Source organism: Dactylococcopsis salina PCC 8305 (genome assembly GCF_000317615.1).
In the GTDB taxonomy this organism is placed as follows: domain Bacteria; phylum Cyanobacteriota; class Cyanobacteriia; order Cyanobacteriales; family Rubidibacteraceae; genus Halothece; species Halothece salina.
Genome location: NC_019780.1, coordinates 1,943,377 through 1,963,759, shown reverse-complemented (window position 1 = coordinate 1,963,759; position 20,383 = coordinate 1,943,377). Strand labels below are relative to the sequence as shown.

The 20,383-nt window shown below is 41.5% G+C and carries 23 protein-coding genes and 1 tRNA gene; 14 read left to right on the top strand and 10 right to left on the bottom strand.

From position 1 onward, the window contains the following. Nucleotides 1-51: 51 nt before the first annotated feature. The 4 genes from DACSA_RS09700 to DACSA_RS09685 form a co-directional block, all read right to left on the bottom strand. Nucleotides 52-405 carry a HepT-like ribonuclease domain-containing protein gene (locus DACSA_RS09700; RefSeq protein ID WP_015229581.1) on the bottom strand — a complete coding sequence of 118 codons (354 nt, stop codon included), beginning with the start codon at nucleotides 403-405 and terminating at the stop codon, nucleotides 52-54. Beyond that, nucleotides 389-685: a nucleotidyltransferase family protein gene (locus DACSA_RS09695; RefSeq protein WP_015229580.1), complete on the bottom strand. Its 297-nt coding sequence runs from the start codon at nucleotides 683-685 to the stop codon at nucleotides 389-391. Before DACSA_RS09695 ends, DACSA_RS09700 begins: the two co-directional genes overlap by 17 nt. Nucleotides 686-862: 177 nt before the next feature. Continuing rightward, a complete protein-coding gene (locus DACSA_RS21500; RefSeq protein WP_041235422.1) occupies nucleotides 863-1,090 on the bottom strand; it encodes a hypothetical protein in 228 nt (75 codons plus the stop codon). Between the two features lie 55 nt (nucleotides 1,091-1,145). Continuing rightward, the gene (locus DACSA_RS09685; protein ID WP_232225295.1) at nucleotides 1,146-1,796 is read right to left on the bottom strand and encodes a DUF2887 domain-containing protein; all 651 of its coding nucleotides are present in this window, start codon (nucleotides 1,794-1,796) and stop codon (nucleotides 1,146-1,148) included. Between DACSA_RS09685 and DACSA_RS20590 the strand changes: the two genes are divergently transcribed. After that, on the top strand, nucleotides 1,757-1,909 hold the full coding sequence (locus tag DACSA_RS20590; protein ID WP_156800752.1) for a hypothetical protein: 153 nt from the start codon (nucleotides 1,757-1,759) through the stop codon (nucleotides 1,907-1,909). The genes DACSA_RS09685 and DACSA_RS20590 overlap by 40 nt on opposite strands. Here DACSA_RS20590 and DACSA_RS09680 read toward each other — a convergent pair. Next, nucleotides 1,887-2,714 carry an Rpn family recombination-promoting nuclease/putative transposase gene (locus tag DACSA_RS09680; protein ID WP_015229579.1) on the bottom strand — a complete coding sequence of 276 codons (828 nt, stop codon included), beginning with the start codon at nucleotides 2,712-2,714 and terminating at the stop codon, nucleotides 1,887-1,889. The genes DACSA_RS20590 and DACSA_RS09680 overlap by 23 nt on opposite strands. Nucleotides 2,715-2,847: 133 nt before the next feature. On the opposite strand from DACSA_RS09680, the gene recG reads away from it, so the two are divergent. From recG to DACSA_RS09665, 4 genes are all read left to right on the top strand, one after another. After that, entirely contained in the window at nucleotides 2,848-5,304 is a 2,457-nt protein-coding gene (gene recG / locus DACSA_RS09675) for an ATP-dependent DNA helicase RecG (protein ID WP_015229578.1), read from the top strand. 198 nt (nucleotides 5,305-5,502) lie between these two features. Continuing rightward, nucleotides 5,503-5,631 carry a hypothetical protein gene (locus tag DACSA_RS22535; protein ID WP_269544582.1) on the top strand — a complete coding sequence of 43 codons (129 nt, stop codon included), beginning with the start codon at nucleotides 5,503-5,505 and terminating at the stop codon, nucleotides 5,629-5,631. A gap of 256 nt (nucleotides 5,632-5,887) precedes the next feature. Continuing rightward, nucleotides 5,888-6,604 carry a tetratricopeptide repeat protein gene (locus tag DACSA_RS09670; protein WP_015229577.1) on the top strand — a complete coding sequence of 239 codons (717 nt, stop codon included), beginning with the start codon at nucleotides 5,888-5,890 and terminating at the stop codon, nucleotides 6,602-6,604. Nucleotides 6,605-6,638: 34 nt separating this feature from the next. Then, nucleotides 6,639-7,409: a 7-carboxy-7-deazaguanine synthase QueE gene (locus tag DACSA_RS09665; RefSeq protein WP_015229576.1), complete on the top strand. Its 771-nt coding sequence runs from the start codon at nucleotides 6,639-6,641 to the stop codon at nucleotides 7,407-7,409. A gap of 400 nt (nucleotides 7,410-7,809) precedes the next feature. On the opposite strand, the gene hemW is transcribed toward DACSA_RS09665, so the two are convergent. Further along, nucleotides 7,810-9,021 (bottom strand): radical SAM family heme chaperone HemW, encoded by a 1,212-nt coding sequence (gene hemW, locus DACSA_RS09660; RefSeq protein WP_015229574.1) that lies wholly within the window; start codon nucleotides 9,019-9,021, stop codon nucleotides 7,810-7,812. Nucleotides 9,022-9,158: 137 nt separating this feature from the next. Here hemW and DACSA_RS09655 point away from each other — a divergent pair, with 137 nt between their 5' ends. Then, on the top strand, nucleotides 9,159-9,920 hold the full coding sequence (locus DACSA_RS09655; RefSeq protein WP_015229573.1) for an MBL fold metallo-hydrolase: 762 nt from the start codon (nucleotides 9,159-9,161) through the stop codon (nucleotides 9,918-9,920). On the opposite strand, the gene trxB is transcribed toward DACSA_RS09655, so the two are convergent. After that, complete coding sequence (trxB, locus tag DACSA_RS09650) at nucleotides 9,906-11,297, bottom strand: thioredoxin-disulfide reductase (protein ID WP_015229572.1); 1,392 nt, start codon at nucleotides 11,295-11,297, stop codon at nucleotides 9,906-9,908. The genes DACSA_RS09655 and trxB overlap by 15 nt on opposite strands. Before the next feature lie 149 nt (nucleotides 11,298-11,446). Here trxB and petN point away from each other — a divergent pair, with 149 nt between their 5' ends. The 5 genes from petN to DACSA_RS09635 all read left to right on the top strand — a co-directional run bounded on the left by petN (nucleotide 11,447) and on the right by DACSA_RS09635 (nucleotide 12,721). Next, nucleotides 11,447-11,536 carry a cytochrome b6-f complex subunit PetN gene (gene petN, locus DACSA_RS22530; RefSeq protein WP_015225143.1) on the top strand — a complete coding sequence of 30 codons (90 nt, stop codon included), beginning with the start codon at nucleotides 11,447-11,449 and terminating at the stop codon, nucleotides 11,534-11,536. Nucleotides 11,537-11,545: 9 nt separating this feature from the next. Further along, the gene (locus DACSA_RS21495) at nucleotides 11,546-11,686 is read left to right on the top strand and encodes a hypothetical protein (protein ID WP_198007765.1); all 141 of its coding nucleotides are present in this window, start codon (nucleotides 11,546-11,548) and stop codon (nucleotides 11,684-11,686) included. 46 nt (nucleotides 11,687-11,732) lie between these two features. Beyond that, nucleotides 11,733-12,095 (top strand): DUF1818 family protein, encoded by a 363-nt coding sequence (locus DACSA_RS09645; protein ID WP_015229571.1) that lies wholly within the window; start codon nucleotides 11,733-11,735, stop codon nucleotides 12,093-12,095. 49 nt (nucleotides 12,096-12,144) lie between these two features. Then, nucleotides 12,145-12,218 (top strand) — tRNA-Pro (locus DACSA_RS09640). 83 nt (nucleotides 12,219-12,301) lie between these two features. Then, nucleotides 12,302-12,721 (top strand): EamA family transporter, encoded by a 420-nt coding sequence (locus tag DACSA_RS09635; RefSeq protein WP_015229570.1) that lies wholly within the window; start codon nucleotides 12,302-12,304, stop codon nucleotides 12,719-12,721. Nucleotides 12,722-12,769: 48 nt separating this feature from the next. On the opposite strand, the gene DACSA_RS09630 is transcribed toward DACSA_RS09635, so the two are convergent. From DACSA_RS09630 to DACSA_RS09620, 3 genes are read right to left on the bottom strand one after another with little or no spacing between them, the layout of a single operon-like run. Further along, nucleotides 12,770-13,192, bottom strand: coding sequence for a hypothetical protein (locus tag DACSA_RS09630; protein WP_015229569.1), 423 nt, complete (start codon nucleotides 13,190-13,192; stop codon nucleotides 12,770-12,772). Between the two features lie 10 nt (nucleotides 13,193-13,202). After that, nucleotides 13,203-14,321, bottom strand: a complete 1,119-nt coding sequence (locus DACSA_RS09625) for a mechanosensitive ion channel family protein (RefSeq protein WP_015229568.1) — start codon at nucleotides 14,319-14,321, stop codon at nucleotides 13,203-13,205. Between the two features lie 21 nt (nucleotides 14,322-14,342). Further along, entirely contained in the window at nucleotides 14,343-15,431 is a 1,089-nt protein-coding gene (locus tag DACSA_RS09620; protein ID WP_015229567.1) for a mechanosensitive ion channel family protein, read from the bottom strand. 27 nt (nucleotides 15,432-15,458) lie between these two features. Here DACSA_RS09620 and DACSA_RS09615 point away from each other — a divergent pair, with 27 nt between their 5' ends. The 3 genes from DACSA_RS09615 to guaA all read left to right on the top strand — a co-directional run bounded on the left by DACSA_RS09615 (nucleotide 15,459) and on the right by guaA (nucleotide 20,298). Next, on the top strand, nucleotides 15,459-17,048 hold the full coding sequence (locus tag DACSA_RS09615; protein ID WP_015229566.1) for a cation:proton antiporter domain-containing protein: 1,590 nt from the start codon (nucleotides 15,459-15,461) through the stop codon (nucleotides 17,046-17,048). 363 nt (nucleotides 17,049-17,411) lie between these two features. Next, nucleotides 17,412-18,530, top strand: coding sequence for a cobalt-precorrin-5B (C(1))-methyltransferase CbiD (gene cbiD / locus DACSA_RS09610; RefSeq protein ID WP_015229565.1), 1,119 nt, complete (start codon nucleotides 17,412-17,414; stop codon nucleotides 18,528-18,530). 220 nt (nucleotides 18,531-18,750) lie between these two features. Further along, entirely contained in the window at nucleotides 18,751-20,298 is a 1,548-nt protein-coding gene (guaA, locus tag DACSA_RS09605) for a glutamine-hydrolyzing GMP synthase (protein ID WP_156800882.1), read from the top strand. Nucleotides 20,299-20,383 lie beyond the last annotated feature (85 nt).

The following is a 20,383-nucleotide window of genomic DNA, read 5'->3' as shown; positions in this document are numbered from 1 at the left end:
AGACTGTTGAGTAAGTAAGCCCAAAACGAGGAAAATCGGGAGTTCATCGCTTTAGTAATTTTCTAAGTTTTCAGTTTCGAGAATCTGTTGAATGCAGCTTTGAAGAGGATCAAGTTTCGTTTGAATGATATCCCAAACAAGTTTTGAGTTAATTGAGAAATAGCTGTGGGCGATTACATCTCTTAATCCTGCAATTTGTTTCCATTCTATTTGTGAATATTTAATCCGAACAGAATTAGGGATTTGTTTAGTGGCTTCACCAATAATCAGCAGGTTATGAACTACCGCATCTAAAGTTTTATCATCTTCGCATAAGTTCTCATAGGTGAGATTAGCAGTATAGTTTTGAATCTTTTCAATACTGTTAATAATATCAGTTAGATAAAGGCTAAGGCGACGTGACATGGATGGCTTCGTTAATAACGTTTTCTCGGATTTGGGGTTTTAAATCTGCTTTGATTACCAGATCAACTTCCTTATCAAAAAGGTCTTCTAACAAGAATTTTAGACCCATATAGCCATCTAAAGTCGCAGCCCCTTTAAATTCCACGAGAAAATCGAGATCGCTGTCGGGAGTGGCTTCGTTTCGCGCGATCGAACCAAATAAAGCGAGAGATTTTACCCCAAACTGATTGATCTCCTTTAAATGTTCGTTGAGGGTAGAGAGAACAACTTCACGATTCATTTCTTATCAAAAAATTAAATTATTAAATACTCTTGCCTCTTGCCTCTTGCCTCTTGCCTCGGCTTTAACTATTAATTTATCATACTCACTCTAGAAGAGCCAAAGATTTTAGTTAAATCCAGAGAAACGAATCGATCGAGCGCTTGATACATCCAATAAATTGATAATTGCGGATTACTACTCATTTTTTGAAATCAAACAAGTATCAGCGAGTTTTTCATAACTAGGATGAATAATTAAAGTGTATAAATCGCATAAACTAGGAAAATCTTCTTGTTGCATTTGGATTAAAGTGTTTTGTGCATCTTGTAGGAATAAGAGTTGATAATTTTCCTGATATTGTGCTTCAATCATCCAACTACGAACAAAAAAGGTTAGAAATACAATAATAGATCGCGCTTTCAAAATTTTTATCAATGGCGCGATCGGATTGAGTTATCTTTTTTTAGAAGTTTGATGATTAGGGATTCGTTTCTAGCCATTGAGTAAGATTCGATCGAGTTGTAAAATCCAAAAGTGCTTCTCCCAAAGACTCTAACTCACTCGAAGATAATTGCTCAATTTTTGCCTTTTCTTCAGCAGAAAGTTCTCCAAAACGATGTTGTAACTGTTTGATAATCAGTTTATATTCTCCTTCTTGTAATCCTTCTTGATAAACACGGGTTTGAGTAATACTATCGGCGAGTCCTAACATTTTAGCAATCTCCTTACGACTTAATTGCGGGAACTTATATACAATTATAGTTTCTACTAACTCTTCGATCGATGCTGAGGAAACGGGAAAGGTTTCCTGTTTGATTTCCCGAAGAATCTCTTGCGCTTCTTGCGCTGCCTTTTTTTCGGACTCAATCATTAATTTGAAGATTTTTAATCCCCAAGAATTGGTTTGAGTTTTGGCTAAATCTTCTAAATAAATCCGTTTGACTTGTTCGCTGTTGATTAACACTTCATAAGCGGGTTCGATTTTTCCTTCACTACTACGTTGAGGATAAATTAACACCGCACGCCAAAATTGTTGTTCAGGATGATGACGTAAATAGAGAAAGATTTCGCTAAATAATCTTCCATAAAGTGTTTCATCTTTTTGCCATTGTACTTCGACGAAATAAATGGGCGTTTCTGCGGTGTTTTCATCGGGAATTCGTTATTTGTTATTTGTTATTTGTTATTTGTTTACTGATCACTGGTCACTGGTCACTGATCACTGCTTTAGCCATTGAGTAAGATTCGATCGAGCGGTAAAATCTAAAAGTGCTTCTCCCAAAGACTCTAACTCACTCGAAGATAATTGCTCAATTTTTGCCTTTTCTTCAGCAGAAAGTTCTCCAAAACGATGTTGTAACTGTTTGATAATCAGCTTAATCAGCTTGTATTCTCCTTCTTGTAATCCTTCTTGATAAACACGGGTTTGAGTAATACTATCGGCGAGTCCTAACATTTTAGCAATCTCCTTACGACTTAATTGCGGGAACTTATATACAATTATAGTTTCTACTAACTCCTCGATCGATGCTGAGGAAACGGGAAAGGTTTCCTGTTTGATTTCCCGAAGAATCTCTTGCGCTTCTTGCGCGGCTTTACTTTCTGACTCAATCATTAATTTGAAGATTTTTAATCCCCAAGAATTGGTTTGAGTTTTGGCTAAATCTTCTAAATAAATCCGTTTGACTTGTTCGCTGTTGATTAAAACTTCATAAGCGGGATCGATCGTTCCTTCACTACTACGTTGAGGATAAATTAACACCGCACGCCAAAATTGTTGTTCAGGATGATGACGTAAATAGAGAAAGATTTCGCTAAATAATCTTCCATAAAGTGTTTCATCTTTTTGCCATTGTACTTCGACGAAATAAATGGGCGTTTCTGCGGTGTTTTCATCGGGAAGAAATACCCCATCACAGCGAAAGCTAGTCTGTTTGACTTCCACCGAATCAAATTGATAAGAAGACGGGTTCGTTTCTTGGATGAGTTCAAAAAATAGTTCAGGAACGTTTTGAAAGAGTTTATAGAAAAGAGAATCAGTTTTCACGTTTCCTTAAAATTAGTAACTGGGAAATTTCATTATGCCAAGTTTCTACCTGATTGATAATTGGTAACTGACGAGGCTAATCTTGCGTTACCTTTAAAAATACCAAAAAGCCCGATCGAGCGGACTCATCCGAATGAAAATGATGACTGAAAGCAATACTCCCCAGTGGGAACGCCTCCATAAAGCACTTGCGATCGAAGCCAGAGCCGGCTATTCTGACATCGTAGGGAAACAATACCGTTTTAGTGAGTTTCTCTGTCTCACCTTTGGAACAGTTCCGCCAGAAGCAACCCCTCAACAAAAACAGCGTTGGCGTGACCTAGCGGTAGAATTTGCAAACTATGAAAAAAAAGCCAAACTGGAACGTCAGCAATTAGTTGTCAAAGCCAGTCGTCTCCTCAAAGATGTTCAAGAAGGAAAACCCGACCCCACTCCAGAAACGAAACCACTTCAAACTAAAACCCCGATTCCTCAAGGAAACCCCAACCTCAACTTAGATCAATCATTAGAAGACATTCCCGATATTGGACGCACTCGTAGCCGCAGTTTGTCTCGTCTAGGCTTAAAAACGGTGCGCGATGTCTTATTTTATTATCCCCGTGAACACATTGACTATGCGCGTCAAGTCAATATTTCTGATTTAGAAGCGGGAGAAACCGTCACTGTTGTTGGGAGTGTGAGAAGTTGTAACTGTTTTACCAGTCCCAAAAATCCAAAACTCAGCATCTTTCAACTGGTGATTAAAGACCGTACTGGCGAAGTTAAACTTAGTCGCTTTTTTGCTGGTACTCGTTTCACTAATCGGGGATGGCAGGAGAAACAAAAAAAATTATACCCTAGAGGCGCGATCGTTGCGGCTTCTGGGCTGGTGAAAAAAAACAAATATGGAATCACCCTCGATAACCCCGAAATCGAAATATTAGACTCTCAGGGGGCGGAAATTGAATCCTTAAATATTGGTCGTGTTCTCCCAGTTTATCCTCTTACGGAAGGGGTTTCTGCCGATGTGGTACGAAAAGCCGTCCTTAAAGTTTTACCCGCCGCCGATACGCTAAAAGACCCCTTACCTTCAACCTTACGGAAACAATACGGGTTTCTTCCTCTCCCTGAAGCCATCAAAAACCTTCACTTCCCCCCTGACCATGAAACCCTTTCTCACGCTAGACGGAGACTAATTTTTGATGAATTCTTCTTCCTCCAACTGGGGTTTCTCAGTCGTCGTCAACAACAACGGGAAACTCAAAAAAGCGCCCTTCTCGACCCCACTGGAAAACTCATCGACCAATTTAAACAAGTGCTTCCCTTTAGCTTAACCAACGCCCAGCAACGAGTGGTTAGCGACATTCTCCAAGACTTAAACTCGGAAACACCGATGAACCGACTGGTTCAAGGGGATGTGGGGTCTGGGAAAACTGTTGTTGCTGTCTTTGCCATTCTCGCTGCGATTCAGTCGGGATATCAAGCCGCGTTGATGGCGCCTACGGAAGTTTTAGCGGAACAACACTATCGGAAATTAGTGGGTTGGTTCAACTTACTTCATCTCCCTGTAGAACTCCTCACGGGGTCAACTAAAACCGCAAAACGACGGGAAATTCATCAACAGTTAGAAACGGGAGAATTACCTTTGTTGGTGGGAACTCATGCTTTAATTCAAGATACAGTGAACTTCCAACAGTTAGGGTTAGTGGTCATTGATGAACAGCATCGGTTTGGAGTCCAACAACGGGCGCGATTACTGGATAAAGGACATTCCCCTCATGTTTTGAGTATGACGGCTACTCCCATTCCTCGCACTTTGGCGTTGACGCTTCATGGTGATTTAGATGTGTCACAAATTGATGAACTTCCCCCAGGACGACAAGAAATTCAGACGACTGCTTTATCAGGAAGAGAACGTCGTCAGGCTTATGATTTAATTCGGCGAGAAATTGCACAAGGACGACAGGCTTATGTTGTACTACCTTTAGTGGAAGAGTCGGACAAGTTAGATGTTCGTTCGGCGGTGGAAGAACAGAAAAAGCTACAAGAAACAGTTTTTCCAGAGTTTAAGGTTGGCTTGTTACATGGACGGATGACTTCTCAAGAAAAAGATGAGGCTTTAACCGCGTTTCGAGATAATGAAACTCAAGTTATTGTTTCCACGACTGTGATTGAAGTGGGAGTTGATGTTCCGAATGCGACGGTGATGTTAATTGAAAATGCAGAAAGATTTGGTTTGTCACAATTGCATCAATTACGAGGAAGAGTGGGACGTGGCGAATATAAGTCTTATTGTATTTTAATGAGTGGCTCAAAAACCGATACTGCTAAACAACGGTTGGGAGTTTTAGAACAATCGAGAGACGGCTTTTTTATTTCGGAAATGGATATGCAGTTTCGGGGTCCGGGTGAGGTGTTGGGAAAACGTCAGTCTGGACTTCCTGATTTTGCTTTGGCGAGTTTAGTGGAAGATCAAGAGGTGTTAGTTTTGGCGAGAGAAGCGGCGGAAAAGTTAGTTTTGGTCGATCGAAATTTGGAGGATTATCCCTTGTTAAAAGCCGAATTAGAACGGCGTTATTTGAAACTTATGGGGAGTACAATTTTGGCTTGATTTTAATATAATCTCTCTGGTGTCAATTGCCCCCTAACCCCCAATTCTGGGGGAATTTATTTGATCTGAAAAGTAGGTTGGGTAGAGACGTTCCATGGAACGTCTCCACGCGTAACCCAACACCAATTATAATTCCATTTTGGAAAATTTATCCCCCCTAACCCCCCTTGGAAAGGGGGGAATAATGAGAAAAGTAGGTTGGGTGGAGAGAAGCGTAACCCAACACCAATATTCGTTATTCGTTATTCGTTATTCGTTATTTGTTCACTGATTACTGGTCACTGGTCACTGGTCACTGGTCACTGCAATGGGTGGAAAGAAGCGTAACCCAACACTAATTATAATTCCATTTTGGAAAATTTATCCCCCCTAACCCCCCTTTGAAAGGGGGGAACAATACACAACACCAATTATCAGCAATTACCTAAACCTGATTTAGTGGATTTAACTTAATAAAAAATACGGATTTTAATTTATGTTTAATTGATGAAAAAGCCTGATTTGTACGGAGATAACTTTGGAGAAATTGGCGTTATGATAACGGTAGATTAAAAGAAAAATACAATAATTGGGATGTCAAAAAATGTTCCTACAAGATTGGATTAGAAAGATTAAAATGTTTCTAAGTGGCAATTGTGTCTCCAAAGAAGCAAAATTATCTTGGGAACAAGGGTTAGAGTTTTATGAGAAAAAACAATATCCGCAAGCAGTAAGATATTTTACTCATGCGATTTCTTTAGATTCTAATTATGCACAAGCCTATAGTAATCGCGCTAGAGCTTATTTTAAACAAAAACAATATATTAGAGCTTTAAAAGATTGCGATCGAGCGATCGAACTCAATGGTAAAGATGCTATGGCTTACGCCACTCGTGCTGGTGTTTGCTTTAAACTCGAACGTTACGCACAAGGGATTAAGGATTGCGATCGCGCTTTAGAAATTAATCCTCGCGTCACTAGAGCTCATTATTATCGAGGACTAACCTACTGTCAAGTTAAACAATATGCGGCGGCGGTTGCTGATTTTACGCAAGTGATCAATGTTAACCCCTATTTACAACAAGCCTATTACAATCGGGGTGTGGCAAGATTTTATACGGGAGATGTCCAAGGCGCGATCGAGGATTATAATAATACTCTCGCCTTAGATAACCGCTATGCTGGCGCTTATTATAATCGAGGATTAGCACAAAAGAAACTCGGCAATAAAAAAGAAGCCTTTTTTGACTGGCGACACGCTGCGGATTTATTTTTAAGCAAAGGAGAGATGGCTGAAATTTCCTCTGGACTCTTGCGATAGACTAGGGCTAGTAACCTAGAATTAAACACCTGTTATGGCTACAGTCGCAACCGCCACCGCTAATTTAGTAGAAGTCTTTTCTGCTATTCAAGGAGAGGGCTTAAACGTAGGAACACGGCAGATTTTTATTCGTTTCGGAGGCTGTGACCTACGTTGTGATTTTTGTGACAGCGCGAACACTTGGCAAGCTAACTCAACCTTTCGCGTCGAACAAACCCCAGGCAAACGGGATTTTCAAGTTTATGATAACCCTGTTGAAGATACCCAACTTCTGCGTTGGATTGAACAGCAAAACCAATTCAATCTTCACGATAGCATCAGTTTAACAGGTGGTGAACCTCTCCTTCACGCCAAGTTTTTAAGGCAATTTTTACCCCAACTGAAACAATCAACCTCGTTACCGATCTACTTAGAAACTGGTGGACATCGCCCTCAACAATTGTCCCTCATTCTCGATTTTTTAGACTGTATCGGAATGGATATGAAACTTCCTAGCGTCAGTGGGGAACAACATTGGGAGAGTCATGCTGCATTTTTGCGTCTCTGCATACCACAAAAACATATTTTTGTCAAGTTAATTGTTTCTGATCAAACCAGCGATGATGATCTCAACCAAGCCACCCGAATCATTGCTAAGGTTAGCCCCGACATTCCTGTTATTTTACAACCCGTTACTCCCCTTGTCGGAAAAACCATTACCCCACCTCGCGCGGAACAAGTTTTATCTTGGCAGTCGCAAATGAAACAACTTTTGCGGGAAGTGCGAGTGATCCCGCAGACTCATAAAATGATCGGACAACTTTGATCATAATTTACTCTTAAACAATAAGCAATTCTTAAGCCGCTTGTAAAGCCTGGTTTATTTCTTCTTCCGAGACATTAAACGCTTCCTTCAGCCGATTTAAAAGCAAGTAGGTTGGGTGAAGTTTACGAAACCCAACACCAATCAGCAAGTAGGTTGGGTGAAGTTTACGAAACCCAACACCAATCAGCAAGTTGCCTTAGGCAAGAGGTAAGAGGTAAGAGGTAAGAGGTAAGATTTGAAATCTTATATCAGGTTCGGGTAATTGTTTATAATTGGTGTTGGGTTTCGCGTGGAGACGTTCCATGGAACGTCTCTCATTTGTTTTTCCTAAATGATGATTGAAAACTATTTTTTATGATTAGAAGAAAAATCCTTCTTTTAAGTTAGCATTCTAGCGAATTTAATCCAGAAAAGCTCTAAATAGTGTCGCTAAAATCTGATTGGAGAAGAGGAATCCCTCTGGATCACTCAAGGTTAAGTTTTCCCAAGAGTTGTGATCATCTAGCTTACCCAAATTGACCCAATTTCGATCTAAGTATGGACTGAGAACACTGGTGATTTTTTTGACACACTCCGATCCATATTGACGCTCGATCGCGCTTAAGTCAATTCCTTTTTGTAATCTTAATCCGAGCATAAGCGTGTCTAGAAGTTGCTCTTGTTGATCGACCTCGGAAGTTGAGGTGAGATCGTTGTTTTCTTGATTCAGAGTTTCTACCCATTGCGAATATTCGCGACGAGTGCGGGGTCGCGTGAAGCGTTTTCCTGCTAAAAAACTTGCTGCGCCCATGCCAAAACCGTAGTATGATAAATTTTGCCAATAAGTGCAGTTATGATGACATTGGTATCCCAAGAAAGCATAGTTACTGATCTCATAGTGAATGTAACCGACTCTAGTTAAGTGTTGTTGGGTGAGACGATACATTTCAGCAGAAGTTTCGTCGGGAGGTAATGGTAATTTTCCGCTGTCTGCTTGACGCTGAAAAGCCGTTCCTGATTCGACAATGAGATCGTAGCAAGAGAGATGAGTGGGAGAAAGGGCGATCGCTTTTTCTAGAGTGGTTTCCCATTGAAAAAGGGTTTGATGCGGTAAACCAGAAATTAGATCAAGGCTAAAGTTATCAATCCCGATTTGTTGGAATTGTTCGATCGCGCGATAAATATCTGTTTCCCGATGAGTGCGTCCCATCTGTAATAATAAATCATTATCAAATGACTGCACTCCCAAACTGTAGCGATTGATTCCTAAACGTTGATATGACTCTAATTGTTCTAAATCGAACGTTCCAGGATCAATTTCAATCGAAATTTCGGCATCTTTGGCAATGGAAAACTGCTGATCTAATGTAGTTAAAATCTTGTCCAATTCGGCGACAGGGAGTAAAGAGGGCGTTCCGCCACCGAAGAAAACTGTGTTTAAACTTGCACTCGGAAACCAAGCAGCAGTGAGACGGATTTCTTCACATAACACCTGAACATATTGTCTCATTAGTCTCGCTCGATCGAGTGTTCCGCCTCCATCCCCCACCACCGACACGGGAAAATCACAATAATAACAGCGTCGGCGACAAAAAGGGATGTGGATATAAGCAGCAGTTGTTTGAGAAGTCATTGGTTAATCAATGGGATATCTATGGTCACTGATTGGTGTTGGGTTTCGCGTAGAGACGTTCCATGGAACGTCTCTACCCAACCTACTTTTGATCGTTGTTAAGATAAATTAAAAGATCACAGAAAAACTTAACAATTATGGAATTAACTTACTTAGGATCAAATAGTTGGCTGTGGCAATGGGAAGACCTCAATATTCTCGTTGACCCTTGGCTTGTGGATGATCTAGTTTTTGGGAACTTACCTTGGTTATTTAGAGGAACTCGTCGCGAAAATCCTCCCACCTTACCCGATCGAATTGATTTAATTTTACTCTCTCAAGGTTTAGAAGACCACGCCCATAAACCCACCTTGAAAAGCCTTGATCCCAACATTCCTGTCGTCGGATCGCCTAGCGCGGCAAAAGTCGCCACAGAAATCGGATTTACCACTGTAACCAGTTTATCCCATGGTGAATCCCACACCTTACAAGACAAAATCGAAATCCGCGCTTTACCAGGCGCACCAGTGGGGATAGAGAAAGAAAACGCCTATCTTCTCACCGCTGCCCCTCAACAACGGCTATACTATGAACCTCACGGTTTTCCCCCTGAAAGCGTCAAAGATTATGCCCCTGTGGATGTGGTGATTAATCCTATTGTTAATTTAGAGTTACCCCTCGCTGGCGCGATTATTAATGGCAAAGAAAGTGCGATCAAGTTAGCGCAATGGTTAAAACCCAAGACCATTTTAGCCACCGCTTCAGGGGGAGACATTGATTATCAAGGGGTTTTACTCTCTTTGTTAAAAACGGGCGGCGGTGTAGAGGAGGTGAAAGCAAGCCTAAAAGACTCTCACCTCGACACGGAAGTTATTGAACCTCAACAAGGACAACAGATTTCATTACTAAGCGCCAACTAATTCGGAGAGATACTGTTCAATGCGTTGACGATATTCGCTTTTTTGTTTCACGCCGCGCAGTTGATCCACAATTTCCTGATTGCGGAAAAATTGTACGGTTGGTGTCCCCGTTACCATTGCATTTTCGGCAATATCAGGTTCATCAGCAATGTCAATTTCTACAAAATGCACTTGGTCTGCATATTCATCAATTACGCCGTCTAAAATCGGTTTCAGTGTGGCGCATAGTCCGCAGTTGGGACCGACATATTTAACAATTAACACGCGATCGCTCTCATGGAATAATTTACGCAGGGCATAACCGCCATAATGACGGGTTTGATTGATGTCAAAGGTGGCTTCGGTATCGGCGGCGGGTTTTTCTTCCTCGCTGCTGTCTTGTTTCTCTGGAGTCTGACCATCTTGATGATATTCTGTAGCTAATTCATTAGCAGATAACCAGCGTTCTGCTAACATCGCCGCTTGACATCCTGTTCCCGCTGCGGTTACGGCTTGTCGAAATTCATGATCTTGTACGTCTCCTGCGGCATACACGCCTTCAAGATTGGTTTCTACTGACCCCGATTTAGTGATGATATAACCCACGTCATCTAGTTCTAATTGTCCTTTAAATAGTTGGGTGTTGGGGGTGTGACCGATCGCGTAAAATAGTCCTCGTGCGGGGAGATTACTTTGTTCTCCAGTTTGGTTATTAACAATGGTTACTCCTTCTAAAAAACCCCCTTCTTGTCCATAAACATCGACGGCTTCTGTGTTCCAATGGACGGTGATTTTCGGATGATTCAACACTCGATCTTGTAAGGTTTTACTGGCTCGGAGTTGCTCACGGCGCACTAATAAATGAACTCGATCGCAGTATTTAGTGACATACACTGCTTCTTCGGCTGCGGAGTCACCACCACCGACGACAACCACATCATTTCCCTTAAACATGGGGTTCGCACCGTCACAAATAGCACAAGCGGAAATGCCGAGATTCCAGAATTTGTCTTCGTTAGGAAGATTTAGTCGTTTGGCATTCGCACCAGTGGCAATAATGACGCTATGGGCTTTAATTTCTCTTTCTTGAGAACGAATGGTGAAGGGGCGTTGTTTTAAGTCAGCATAGATGACATCTTCGGTGTAAATTTCTGTTCCCCAACGCTGTGCTTGTGCTTTCATGTCTTGCATCAGTTTCGGTCCGGTGATTCCGTCGGGAAAGCCTGGATAGTTTTCCACATCGCTGGTGGTCATTAATTGTCCCCCTGGTGCGCCTCCCGCTTGGAAGCCTTCAAACATCACGGGTTTGAGGTTCGCCCGTGCTGCGTAAATTCCTGCGGTATAACCAGCAGGTCCTGATCCAATGATGACGAGGTTTTCTACTGTTTGCTGTGCCATATTAATCAAACTCATAACGACTACGAATTAATCTGATTATAGCGCGATCGAGCCGCTTTTGTCCCCTAAAACGCCACTTGGGAAATCATTAGAAACTTGCTATCATGCAACAGGTAGAGTATTGAATACGAGTTTAAAAAGAGAAGACTATGGATATTTTGACATTAGGTTGGGTCGCGTTTTTAGCTTTGTTTACTTGGTCGATTACAATGGTTGTCTGGGCGCGTAATGGATTTTAGAGGTGAACTGTGGAAGTTTTATCTCCGCTCAATGTGTTATTCCTGATGGCGCTTGTGTTGTTGCTTTCGGTTAGCGGTGGGATACTTTATCTGACTGCGATCGAGTGGCGCGATCGTCGCCGTCAATCACGAGATCAAAAAGGAAAATAAACCGCAATTGGTGGGCTTTATGCTCACCAACACTCTTTAAATCAAAGTGGATCGGATTCTAAAAAAAGGAGAAGGGTGGCGTTTGGGTTGGAATCCTTACGCCACAACTTATAAGGGATTAGTGGGAAACGAAGACTGGGCGATCGAACTTTCGGAAACGGAATTTAAGGATTTTTGCCGTCTTTTGTTACAACTCGCAACCACAATGGAACAAATGGCACAAGAATTAGTCTCCGAGGAGAGAATTGCTGGTGAGGCAGAATCAGAAGTCGTTTGGTTGGAAGTAGAAGGCTACCCCCAGGCTTTCTCCTTACGAATGATTTTACAAACGGGACGTTGTGGCGAAGGGAATTGGTCAGTGACGGGAACACAAAACCTAATTGAGGCCGTCCAAAACTTTTTTCCTTAACCGCTTGCAATTATTTAAAAACTAGGTTAGTATTAAAGACCGTGACCTTCGGGGCGTAGCGCAGCTTGGTAGCGCACCACTTTGGGGTAGTGGGGGTCGTGGGTTCAAATCCCGCCGCTCCGATTCTTTACTTTTAACTCTATTTTTTGATCTTTGGTGACAAGTTCCCAATTCCCCTTGATCAAAACAATAATAAATAATATTGTATGTCTTGGTTAACGCTTAGTTTAGTTTGTCTATTTGTTTATGGTCTTTGGGGATTTTTTTCTAAGTTCGTTAGTGCGGAATTAAATGCTCCTAGTCTTCTAATTTACTCTCTCTTGGGATCATCGTTGGGGATTCCTCTTTATATTTTTAGTTATCGAGAGTCTTTTTCGTTTCAGTGGCAAAATGGCTGGACTTATTTGGGGATTTTAGTGGGAGTTTTTACCAGTTTAGGGGCTTTTTTATTCTTTAATGCGATCGCGCAGGGAGAGGCTTCTAAAGTGGTTGTTATTACCAGTTTATATCCAATTGTCACCACGATGTTAGCAGTATTTTTCCTCAATGAAGCGGTTAGTTTGAGTAAAGTGATGGGGATTCTTTTGTGTTTAGTTGGGATTATCGTTCTTTCTTCAAGCAAGTAATTTTTATTCATTATTGCTGTTTCGGGATTCCTTCTGATTTTCCGAGTCTTATGGTTCGGCATTCGATCGCTGAATTTTATCTTGTAAAACCTCGATTTGTTGTTGATTAGAATTAACGGTATTCGTCACCGTTTCTAAGTCATCAGGAATTTCTTCTCGCAACTGATTGATTTGTTGTTGTTGGGCGGAAAATTTTTGTTCGAGATTGTCTAATTTTTCCTGAAGTTCAACTTCGGTTTGTTGAAACTCTTGCGCTTGCCGTCGCGCTTGTTGTTCTTGTAAAATCAGCCGATAAGCAAACCATCCCGAAACGCCAATGGTGATTAAAATTGCCACCATTAACCCCCCAATGAGAGTTTGTGCTAACCCTTGTAATCGTTCTAATTTTACTTCTAATTCCTCCACTGTTTGCGATAGGCTTTGGGATTGAGAAAGGTTGGGTTGGTAATCAGAAAAAGATTCTGGATTCATAACAATTCACCTACAGTGACATGGGAGAGTCGATGTAAACCACTGGCTCTGGGGTGGTAAATTTGAGGTTATAACCTGCTAGTTTGTGGGCGATCGCGCTATTAGCTAATTCTAAAAGACGTTTCCGCAAACCGAGAGAACTTTCATCCACGCTGGAGATAAAAAAGATAATTCTGGCGCGAGTTCCTGCTTGTTGATCCGAGGCACAATATTGAACATGAATGCTTGCTTTGGTAAAGCCCCAAAATACTTCACTCGCTTCTTGTACCACTTGTTTAACTAAAGCACGTTCTCCACTGTCTAAAACTCTCAAGAAATCTAAGCATAACATAGCCACAATTTTTTTCCCACGACTAACATTTTCAATCCTTTTATCTGCCATTAAAGAGTTAGGAACAATCGTAATTGTATTACGAGCAACGAGACGAATTTTTGTGGAACGTAAGCCAATTGATTCAATGCGACCATAAGCGTCTTCGTCATAGGGATTAAAATTAATCCGAATATATTCTCCTGGACGATAAGGGCGATCGAGATAAATTTCTAGTGTTCCAAATAACCGACTCAGGGTTTGTTGCGCCCCAAATGCAATGGCGACACCACTAATTCCTAAACTCGCTACGATCGCGGTAATATTTAACCTTAAGCCAATGGCAAAAATAATCCCAGCTAGTATTATGATAACAACATAAATCAAACTTTCAAAAATTAAAACAACTTCGCTCACTTCTCCAAACCAACGTTGAACTAAACTGATAACAGTACGTCGAATTAATTGACGACTGATTTTAAGCGCAATCCAAGCTAAAGTAACAGACAGGCAAAAATAGATAAAGAAGCCGAGAAATTGATATATTTCTTCATATTGTGCGAGGAGATTTAACGCTAAAGCGAGAAATAAAAATGTTCCTGAAATGGCAATTAAATTTTGAAAAGATTTGACAAACTGATCATAAGTATGTTTCGCATCGATCGAGACGTAACGTTGAATAAATTGTAAAAAACGCCAGATAAATTGGGGAAAAAATCGACCCACGAATGGCGAAATAATGGCGGCGAGAGAAAACAATCCCAAGCGCAACATCAACACCAAAACCTCTTGCAAAATTTCCCATTCAATTTGCACCATTTGCCATCACTTTTTAGATTACTAAATTGTCATTTTTTGAGGCACATCTACTGTTGTTTGTTCGCAGTTAAAAGCAATGCCATAGGCTTGTAAACGTTGCACAATGTTATCACGTGCAATTTCTAGTAACCCACGACGTAATTCCATAGAAGCATCATTTGTTCCTAAAATAAAGAAAATGACTTCCGCGCGAACACATTGTTCTCCCGATCGAGCAGCAATTTCTTTAAAACTCACCTGTGTTAATTCATTATCAATTCCTAAAATATCCGCCGTACTTTCTAAAATAAACTCTTGAATTAGAGCCTTTTCATTTTCCGATAAAATGCGAAAGAAAGTCAAGGTAATCATAGAAATAACCCGTTTAGCGCGGCTCAAATTTTCGATGTTTTCTTTCACTAAATTACTATTGGGAATCACAGCTAACGTATTTTTTCCAGATAGACGAATTTTGGTCGATCGCCAACCAATTGATTCGACTCTTCCCATTGTCCGATCTTGGAGATGAATATAATCATCAACGGAAAAAGGGCGATCGATCAACAAAACAATACTCCAGAGAATTTCTTCAATAATCTTTTGAGACGCAAAAGCGATCGTTGCGCCAGCAATTCCTAAACTAGCTAATAAACCAATTAAATTGATCTGATGAGTTTGAGCAAAACAAAAAATCAGCACTAAAACTGTTGTTACTTTACTCAAATATTGACCTAAAGCGATCAGTTCACTATTAATTTTAGTCTGATCTTCTAGGGCGACTCCTAACAAGTAATTTTCAAACAGTTTATCAAGGGCCTTAAAGGTAAATAAACAAACATCGATCGCCACAATTAAGCCTAAAGGAGACTCCAACCACTCCAACCAAGTAGGGCTAGGAAGCCTCAAAAAAATGGCATCAATAATAATGATCAAAATGGTTAAAACTAACCACAGTTTTAAAGAGTAACTTGTGTTACGATAAATGTCTTTAAGGTCAAACCGTTTAACAAACGCCTGAAAAACTTGGGAAATCGGCAAATAGGATAAACCAGCAATTAAAAGACAACTGAGAAATAAAACAAGTGCTAAAAAGAAGACTACACTAAGTTGCAAGGGATTAATTAAGTTCACAGAATAACGATTGATTGAATTAAAAAAATGCTAACAAGTGCCATTTTAATTTTACTACTGGGATTGATCGGAGGGGAAGTTTTCCGTCGAATTGGCGCACCTCCTTTATTAGGGATGATCGCGGTGGGGATTATCTTAGGGAAAGAAGTAGCTGATCTTTTAAACCCAATTGTAATCACCTTAGCGGATGATTTGCGGATGGCTGCGGTAATGGTGATCTTAATGCGCGCGGGATTAGGATTAGATCGAGAAAAACTCTTACAACAGGGAAGTGTGGCGCTACGGTTGGGGTTTCTTCCTGCTTTAGCGGAAATGAGCGCGATCGCCCTTTTCTCCAGCTTACTGTTCGATTTTAACCTAATTACAGGATTATTATTAGGCTGTGTCATTGCGCCAGAATCCCCCGCCGTAATTGTTCCTGGAATGTTGCGTCTAAAAAGTCGCGGTTGGGGAGTGGCGAAAGGGATTCCTGATGTGATTTTAACAGGAAGTGCTTTATCCGATGTTTTAATCTTACTGATTTTTTCTCTGCTTCTCAACTTTTTCCAACAGGGAGTTAACACCGATTCTCTGACGCAGCTTCCCTTACAAGTCATTTTACAAATTGTGTTTGGTGTCGCCATTGGTTTCGCTGTCGCTTGGTTAATTACAGTAATTCTAGCTAAATTAAAACTGGCTCAAAATCCTGTCCATGAAATCATTATTGTCGGGAGTATTGCGTTAGGATTAATCATTCTGGCGGAAACCTTTCCTTATTTTTCTGGTTATTTAGCAACCATGGCGTTAGGTTTCTTTTTAATTGAATTTGATGCACCTCTAGCGCGAAGATTACGAGTAGAATTTAATCATCTCTGGATTGTTGCAGAAATTGTTTTATTTGTCTTATTGGGAGTCAGTTTAGAGTTGAAAGTGTTAGAAGCGGTGTTACTCCCTGGTCTTATTTTATTGATTTTAGGATTATTATTGGGTCGTAGTATTGGCTGGTATTTTTCTACAATTGGGAGTAACTGGAATTGGCGAGAAAGATTATTTTTGTTACCTGGAAACTCAGCGAAAGCAACCGTACAAGCGGCGATCGGTGCGATTCCTCTTTCTTTGGGGATAGAGGGAGGAGAGACAATTCTCGCTTTAGCCGTCTTATCTATTTTAGTCACCGCCCCGATCGGTGCGTGGGCGATTCCGACATTTGCGCCAAAATTACTTGAACAAGGTGAAGTCGATCCGACAAAAGTAAGCAGCACAGAAAAAACCCGTCTTTTGGCTGCTATTGATACCTCTCTCCTCGCAACAGAAGTATTAAAAAAAACAGGAGAATTAGCGCGAAAAATGAACGCGGAAGTGATTGTACTTCATGTAATCAGTCATCTGGATGAAGAAAAAAACACCGAATTAGAAACTCTAACCCAACAACATCTAGCTGATATTTCTTATCGTTTTATCACCAGTAATGGCGTTGTGGGAACAGAAATTATTGGGATTGCACAATTTTATGAAGTCAGTGACATTATTATGGGAAAACGAGGACATCAACCGCTAGAGAAAGTCTTATTAGGATCAACCTCTCAAACTGTCTTAGAAAATAGTCCAATTCCTGTTATCTTAGTCGAAGAAAAATAGTTTCAATCTCATCGTAGGTTGGGTGAAGCCAAGCGCGTAACCCAACAGCTAACCGTAGGTTGGGTGAAGCCAAGCGCGTAACCCAACAGCGATCGGGGTTGGGTTTCGTAAACTCCACCCAACCTACATTTTGGCTAACCGTAGGTTGGGTGAAGCCAAGCACATAACCCAACAGCTAACCGTAGGTTGGGTGAAGCCAAGCACATAACCCAACAGCGATCGGGGTTGGGTTTCGTAAACTCCACCCAACCTACATTTTCGGTAACCGTAGGTTGGGTGAAGCGAAAGCGTAACCCAACAGGGTAATGTTTTACTTGGCTTTATTTTAGATTTATGATTGAAAGAACGATCGAATAAAACCTGATGATTGAACCTCGTTCTGGCTATACCTTACCCGTTTTTGCCACCGCGTCGGCGGTTGCTGCGTTACGTTATTTGCAAAAATCAGAAAAATTAGAAAGTGTCGAAATTGATCTGATTACCCCACCGCAAAAAGTCACTATCCCCGTTGAACAAATTGCCTTATTAGACAATGGAAAAGCATTGGGAATTACTCTCAGTGATCCAGGAGATAACTTAGACATAACCGCAAACACTCCGATTTGGGCGCTGGTGAGTTTAGAAGGTAGAAAACCCAATCGGGAAACAGTAATCATTGAAGGAGGAGAAGGAGTCGGAAAACAGTTAAATCGTCAGGGAGAAGCGGCGATTTATCGGTATGCGAAACAGATTTTAATTGAGAATTTACAGGGATTGATCGATGACGATCAACAAGTGACGGTTAAAATTATTCTCCCTGAAGGAAGACGTTTAGCACAACGCACGTCTAATGAGGCGTTTGGAGTGGTGGAAGGGCTATCTTTGTTAGGAACAACTGGCATTTCGCAACCGTTAACCGCACCTGGACAATTAACGGCGTTTCAGGAAGAATTAGGGAGAAAAGCAAGGGAATTTTCAACTTTAGTGTTTTGCGTCGGGGAAAATGGCTTAGATTTGGCGCAAAAACAAGGAATTAATCCAGAACAACTGGTGAAAACGGCGAACTGGTTGGGTCCGTTGTTAGTCGCCGCAGGGGAACAAGGTGTAAAATCATTAGTGTTGTTTGGCTATCACGGAAAACTGATTAAACTCGCTGGCGGTGTTTTTCACACTCATCACCATTTAGCAGATGCTCGTTTGGAAATTTTAACCGCGTTAGGGGCGAAAGTGGGACTATCAACAGATAGATTACAGCAATTGTTGGCGAGTGAGACAACAGAAGCGGGGTTGGAGTATTTGCGAGGGTTGAGTGATGGGGAGGAAATTGTCGATCGGGTTTACAGCGCGATCGCCCGTAGAATTGATGAAAATTCACAAGATTATATTCGTAAACACGCTGAGAAAGCGGTGACAGTGGGATCAGTGTTGTTCGATCGCAACAGAAATATTATTACCATGAGTTCTTCTGCGAGACAATTTCTTCCCTCACTCAAGAGAGGCTGAGAATTTAAAGGATAAGTTATGTTAAATTATAAGTAGTATTAAGATAACTAAGGATATTCCTTTGTTACAATGAAGGGATATCTAAAAATAAACTGCTAATCTGGACGCTTAAAAACTACCGTAAATCAACCCCGAAACCACCGTGACTACTTCAACAGACTCCTCCCAAAAAAGTGCGGCGATCGAGCAAGCAGAAATTACAGGAAGCATCAACCGCCAAATGATCGCGATCCTGGATTTTGGTTCTCAATACTCAGAACTGATCGCGCGGCGCATTCGTGAAACCCAAGTTTATTCGGAAGTGCTTCCCTATCGCACCACCGCCGAACAATTGAAAAAACTCAGCCCTCACGGGATTATTTTATCGGGAGGTCCCAGTTCAGTTTATGATGAAGGGGCGCCCACTGTTGATCCAAAAATCTGGGAATTAGGGATTCCTGTTATTGGTGTTTGTTACGGAATGCAAGTGATGGTTCAACAACTCGGGGGAGTGGTCAAACGCGCCGATCGCGCTGAGTATGGGAAAGCCTCACTACACATTGATGAGGAAGAAACGCTGTTTCCAGGGGTGGAAGATGGGGCGACCATGTGGATGAGTCATGGTGATTCTTGTCTCAAACTTCCGACGGGGTTTGAAGTTTTAGCCCATACCGAAAACACCCCCTGCGCCGCGATCGCGCACCCAGAAAAGAAATACTATGGGGTACAATTCCATCCAGAAGTCGTTCATTCCGTTGGTGGTGCGGTTTTAATTCGGAATTTTGTTTATAAAATTTGTGAGTGTGAACCTACCTGGACACCAGAAGCATTTGTGGAAGAAGCAGTGCGAGAAGTGCGCGGGAAAGTGGGAGATAAACGAGTATTACTCGCCCTTTCTGGTGGCGTAGATTCCTCAACCTTGGCGTTTCTCCTCCATAAAGCGATCGGCGATCAGTTGGTGTGTATGTTCATCGATCAGGGATTTATGCGGAAAGGCGAACCCGAACGACTGATTGAGATATTTAAAGATCGCTTTCATATCCCTGTGGAATACGTCAACGCGCGCGATCGATTCTTAGCCCAACTGGAAGGAGTCAGTGATCCAGAAGAGAAACGCCGTCGCATTGGTCACGAGTTCATCCAAGTGTTTGAAGAAAAATCCCAAGAACTGGGACCCTTTGACTATCTCGCCCAAGGCACACTTTATCCTGATGTGATCGAATCGGCGGACACCAACGTTGATCCGAAAACTGGAGAACGAGTCGCCGTAAAAATTAAAAGTCATCACAATGTTGGCGGTTTACCGAAAGACTTACGCTTTAAATTAGTTGAACCCCTACGGAAACTATTTAAAGATGAAGTGCGAAAAGTCGGTCGTTCTCTTGATTTACCAGAGGAAATCATTCAACGTCATCCTTTCCCAGGACCAGGATTAGGGATTCGTATCATCGGGGAAGTTACCGCCGAACGGTTAAATATTCTTCGGGATGCTGATTTTGTGGTGCGAGATGAAATTAAAAAACAAAATTGCTATCAAGATTTTTGGCAGGCTTTCGCGGTGTTACTTCCCATCCGCAGCGTTGGCGTAATGGGAGATAAACGCACTTACGCCCATCCCGTTGTCTTGCGTTTGATTTCTAGTGAAGATGGAATGACCGCAGACTGGTCACGAGTTCCTTACGATTTACTGGAAACGATTTCTAATCGCATGGTGAATGAGGTGAAAGGGGTGAATCGAGTGGTTTATGATGTTACCTCTAAACCCCCAGGCACGATCGAATGGGAATGATTAAATACGCTTCACTCCACCCAACCTACTACTTTTGATCTTTTCCTCCACCCAACCTACTACTACTGACTTTTGATCTTTCCCC